This is a genomic window from Bradyrhizobium sp. UFLA05-112, assembly GCF_053572325.1.
This window is the reverse complement of record NZ_JBANBK010000174.1, coordinates 1-4,898: the sequence shown is the minus strand read 5'-3', so window position 1 is coordinate 4,898 and position 4,898 is coordinate 1. Positions and strand designations below refer to the sequence as shown.

5 protein-coding genes are annotated in these 4,898 nt (G+C 63.0%); 3 read left to right on the top strand and 2 right to left on the bottom strand.

The features are described 5' to 3' along the window. Window positions 1-1,524: GMC family oxidoreductase (locus SO180_RS41930; RefSeq protein WP_449384627.1), on the top strand; the 1,524-nt coding region annotated here is incomplete at its 5' end. A gap of 404 nt (window positions 1,525-1,928) precedes the next feature. Here SO180_RS41930 and SO180_RS41925 read toward each other — a convergent pair. Together SO180_RS41925 and SO180_RS41920 are read right to left on the bottom strand one after the other, a co-directional pair. Next, on the bottom strand, window positions 1,929-2,771 hold the full coding sequence (locus SO180_RS41925; RefSeq protein WP_449384626.1) for an AAA family ATPase: 843 nt from the start codon (window positions 2,769-2,771) through the stop codon (window positions 1,929-1,931). A gap of 93 nt (window positions 2,772-2,864) precedes the next feature. Beyond that, window positions 2,865-3,110: a GlsB/YeaQ/YmgE family stress response membrane protein gene (locus SO180_RS41920; protein ID WP_449384625.1), complete on the bottom strand. Its 246-nt coding sequence runs from the start codon at window positions 3,108-3,110 to the stop codon at window positions 2,865-2,867. A gap of 260 nt (window positions 3,111-3,370) precedes the next feature. On the opposite strand from SO180_RS41920, the gene SO180_RS41915 reads away from it, so the two are divergent. Both SO180_RS41915 and SO180_RS41910 read left to right on the top strand, forming a co-directional pair. After that, window positions 3,371-4,546, top strand: coding sequence for a vWA domain-containing protein (locus SO180_RS41915; RefSeq protein ID WP_449384624.1), 1,176 nt, complete (start codon window positions 3,371-3,373; stop codon window positions 4,544-4,546). Window positions 4,547-4,613: 67 nt separating this feature from the next. Beyond that, a partial coding sequence (locus SO180_RS41910; protein WP_449384623.1) for a rhodanese-like domain-containing protein occupies window positions 4,614-4,898 on the top strand: 285 nt, incomplete at its 3' end.

The window sequence follows — 4,898 nt, the reverse complement described above, 5'->3', positions numbered from 1 at the left end:
CCCTACATCCATCTTCCGGCAGGCTTCATCAAGACCTTCCATATGAAGAGCATCAACTGGGCCTACCAGCAGGAGCCGGGGCCCTGGACCGGCGGCCGCAGCATCTATGCGCCGCGCGGTAAGACGCTCGGCGGCTCGTCCTCAATCAACGGCCACATCTACAATCGCGGCCAGAATCTCGACTTCGACACCTGGGCGCAGATGGGCAATCGCGGCTGGAGCTATGCCGACGTGCTGCCTTACTTCAAGCGGCTGGAGAAGCGTGTCGGCGAAGGGGAGTCGCTCTATCGCGGCCGCGACGGCAGCCTCACCGTCACCACCATGGAGTGGCGCGATCCGCTCTGCGAGGCCTTCATGGAAGGCGCGGTGTCGCTCGGCATTCCCCGCAACCCCGACTACAACGGCAGGACGCAGGAAGGCGTGTCCTACTGCCAGCGCACCATCGAAAACGGCCTGCGCGTCTCCGGCGCAACCGCGTTCCTAAGGCCTGCGATGAAGCGGCCGAACATGCATGTGCACACCCATGCGCACGCGACCGAGATCGTCTTCGAGGGCAAGCGCGCGGTTGGCGTGCGCTACATGAAGGGCGGCCGCGGCGGCACGCAGATCGAAGTGCGCGCCAATAAGGAAGTGATCCTTGCCGGCGGCGCATATAATTCGCCACAACTGCTTCAGCTCTCCGGCATCGGCTCGCCCGATCTCTTGCAATCGCACGGCATCGCGGTACGCCACGCGCTCCCGGTTGGCGAAGGCTTGCAGGACCATTACGCGCCGCGCACGGTGGCGCGGGTCAAGGACATCAAGACCATCAACGAGCTTCGCCGCGGCTGGCATCTCTGGGTCGAAGCGCTGAAATGGGCGACGGCGCGGCGCGGCTTGCTGTCGCTGTCGCCGACCATGGTCTATTGCTTCTGGTATTCGGGTGAGAGCCCGGATCGCTCGGACCTCCAGCTCACCTTCACGCCGGCGAGCTACAAAGAGGGCGTGCAGGGCCAGCTCGAGGACGAGCCCGGCATGACGGTCGCCTCCTGGCAACAGCGGCCCGAAAGCCGCGGCTATGTGCGCATCCGCTCCAATGATCCCTTTGCGCCGCCGATCATCCAGACCAATTATCTCGACGCCGAACTCGACCGCCGCGTCATCGTCGGCGGCATGAAGCTCGCGCGCAGGCTTTTGAAGTCGGGGCCGCTGTCGCCCTACTACGCCTACGAGGATTTCCCTGGGCCGAACATCAACACGGATGACGAATTCCTCGCCGCAGCCACCGAGCGCGGCACCACCACCTTCCACCCCGGCTGCAGCTGCCGCATGGGCCCGGCGGAGTCGACCTGGGCCGTGGTCGACGACCAGCTCCGCGTCCACGGCCTCCAGGGCCTGCGCGTCGTCGACGCCTCGGTGATGCCAAGGATGATCTCGGCGAATCTGAACGCCTCCACGATGATGATCGCCGACCGCGCGTCCGATCTGATCCGGGGCAAGACGCCGATGGAAGCGGCGAACGTGCCGGAAAGCGCAGTCGCGTGAGGGCGCCACTTCGTCGGGTGGGTTAGCGAAGCGAAACCCACCTCTTTGCTTCCCGCTTGGTGAGAGAAGTGGTGGGTTACGCTGACGCTAACCACCCCACGGTTTCTTCAGCAAGCTCGCAGATGGTACCGCGCTGTCGACCATCGAGTGGGTCTCGACGTTAGGCATTGAGCTGGAGTCGTGCCGCGGAGATAGTCTGGATTGCTTCGCTGCGCTCGCAATGACGAGCTTGGGGCACGCGCGCTCCACAATCTCGGTGTCATCGCCCGCGAAAGCGGGCGATCCAGTATTCGAGAGGCGGCGGTGGGATACGGAGAGGCCGCGGCGTACTGGATTCCCCGCTTTCGCGGGGAATGACAGCGGCGTTTGAGGCTACAACAAAGCTTTTATTGCGAGCTTGCGCCTCAGACCTCCCGCCGGCTCAGAAACGCCAGCCGCTCGAACAGATGCACGTCCTGCTCGTTCTTGAGCAGCGCGCCGTGCAGCGGCGGGATCAGTTTGCGCGGGTCGCGCTCGCGCAGTTGCTCGGGCGTCATCTCTTCGTTGAGCAGCAGTTTCAGCCAGTCGAGCAGCTCGGAGGTCGATGGCTTCTTCTTCAGGCCGGGCACCTCGCGCACCTCGAAGAAGATGCGCAGGGCCTCTTCCACCAGGCGCTTCTTGATGCCGGGGAAGTGGACGTCGACGATTCGGCCCATTGTCTCGGCGTCGGGGAACTTGATGTAGTGGAAGAAGCAGCGGCGCAGGAACGCGTCCGGCAGCTCCTTCTCGTTGTTGGAGGTGATCATCATGATCGGGCGCTGCTTCGCCTTGATCGTCTCGCCGGTCTCGTAGACATGGAATTCCATGCGGTCGAGCTCGAGCAGCAGGTCGTTCGGAAACTCGATGTCGGCCTTGTCGATCTCGTCGATCAGCAGCACCGGGCGCTGCTCGGCGGTGAAGGCGTCCCACAGCTTGCCGCGCCTGATGTAGTTCTTGATGTCGGAAACGCGGGCGTCGCCGAGCTGGCTGTCACGCAGGCGCGACACCGCGTCGTATTCGTAGAGGCCCTGCTGCGCCTTGGTGGTGGACTTGATGTGCCAGGTCAGAAGCGGCGCGTTCAGCGCTTTGGCGACTTCCTCGGCCAGCACCGTCTTGCCGGTGCCAGGCTCGCCCTTCACCAGCAGCGGGCGCTCCAGCACGATCGAGGCGTTGACGGCGACCTTGAGATCGTCGGTCGCAACATAGTCCTTGGTGCCGGTAAACTTCATCGCGCGTCCTTGTCGGTCATCGGGCGAGGTGCACCTCCGCCACAACATGGGAACGGCCGCTTCGAGCGGCCGTTCCGGGTTAGGTCAAGCTTTTCAGGCCCGTTTTATCAGCGAAAGGATGACCAGCACAATCACCGCGCCGATGGTGGCGTCCAGGATCGAGCCGAATGTGCCGGTGGCGAGCCCGATGCCGAGCTGCGGCAGGATCCAGCCCGCGACCAGCGCTCCGATGATGCCGACCACGATATTGCCGATCAGCCCAAATCCCGCCCCGTGAACAATTTTCCCCGCGAGCCAGCCGGCGATCGCGCCGATGATCAGCGCTGCGATAATTCCCATGGCAAAGATCCCCAAAAACCAAGCCTCAAGTGCAGCAATTCTAGAGCAAAAAGCCCCCCGGTCCATGTTGAATCATTGCGCGCTCGAACTCGGTTCATTCTCCCCGACGTGGAGAGGTGGATTTGCGCAGCAAATCGGGGGAGGGGGCTCAAGTCGCACGAGGGAGCGAAACCCCTCACCCGGCGCTGTGCGCCGACCTCTTCCTGTGGGAGAGGTCGGCGCCCCTTGACGGGAGCCATCCGACGGGCAATCTGTCACCCATGTTCCTGCAATTCTTCACCTCGTTGCGCGATGCGCAGGTCCCTGTGACACTGCGCGAATACCTCACGCTGATGGAGGCGCTCGACGCCGACCTCGCGGACTACACGGTTGAGAATTTCTACTATCTGTCGCGCGCCTCGCTGGTGAAGGACGAGCGCAACCTCGACAAGTTCGACCGCGTCTTCGGCACTGTCTTCAAGGGGCTGGAGAGCCTGCTCGACGCCATGGACAAGGCGGAGATCCCCGAGGAGTGGCTGAAGAAGCTCGCCGAGAAATACCTCACCGAGGAAGAGAAGAAGCAGATCGAGGCCATGGGCTGGGACAAGCTCATGGAGACCCTGAGGAAGCGGCTCGAGGAACAGAAGGGCCGGCATCAGGGCGGCAGCAAGTGGATCGGCACCGCCGGCACCTCGCCATTCGGCGCCTATGGCTACAACCCGGAAGGCGTGCGCATCGGGCAGGAGAAGAACCGCAACAACCGCGCCGTAAAGGTGTGGGACAAGCGCGAGTTCAGGGATCTCGACGGCAATGTCGAGCTCGGCATCCGCAACATCAAGGTTGCGCTGCGCCGCTTGCGCAAATTCGCCCGTACCGGCGCGCCGGACGAACTCGATCTCGACAACACGATCAAGCAAACCGCCAATCACGGCTATCTCGACGTCGTCATGCGCCCCGAGCGGCGCAACGCGGTCAAGCTCCTGGTGTTCTTCGACATCGGCGGCTCGATGGATTCGCATATCGAGCAGGTCGAGGAGCTGTTCTCGGCGGCGAAGAGCGAGTTCAAGCACATGGAGTATTTCTACTTCCACAACTGCCTCTATGAGGGCGTGTGGAAGCAGAACAAGCGGCGCTTCACCGACCGCACGCCCACCTGGGACGTGCTGCACAAATATCCGCACGACTACAAGGTCGTGTTCGTCGGCGACGCCTCGATGTCGCCTTACGAGATCATGGTGCCTGGCGGCTCGGTCGAGCATGTCAACGAGGAGCCGGGCTCGGTCTGGCTCGAGCGCATCATCCGCACCTATCCGCATGCGGTGTGGCTCAATCCGGTGCAGCAGAAGCACTGGGACTATTCGGAATCGACCACCATCATCCGCCGCATCTTCGCCAACCGCATGTTCCCGATCACCATCGAGGGGCTCGAGGGCGCGATGAAGGAGTTGACGCACTGATGTGCGCCGCCGTCATTCCGGGCTCGCGCTTCGCGCGCCCCGGAATGACAACAAGAGGGAGAAGCACATGCCCCAAAACATTACCCGCGGCATCAAGGCGCTGATCGACGAGGCCAATGCCGAAATCGAGACGCTGTCGGCAAAAGACGCCATCGAGATCTCCAAGAATGGCGACGTCGTCATCGTCGACATCCGCGACCCCCGCGAGATCGAGCGCGACGGCCGTATTCCCGGCGCGTTTGCCTGCACCCGCGGCATGCTCGAATTCTGGATCGATCCGCAGAGCCCCTATGCGAAGCCGATCTTCCAGGAGGACAAGAAGTTCGTCTTCCATTGCGCCGGCGGCCTGCGT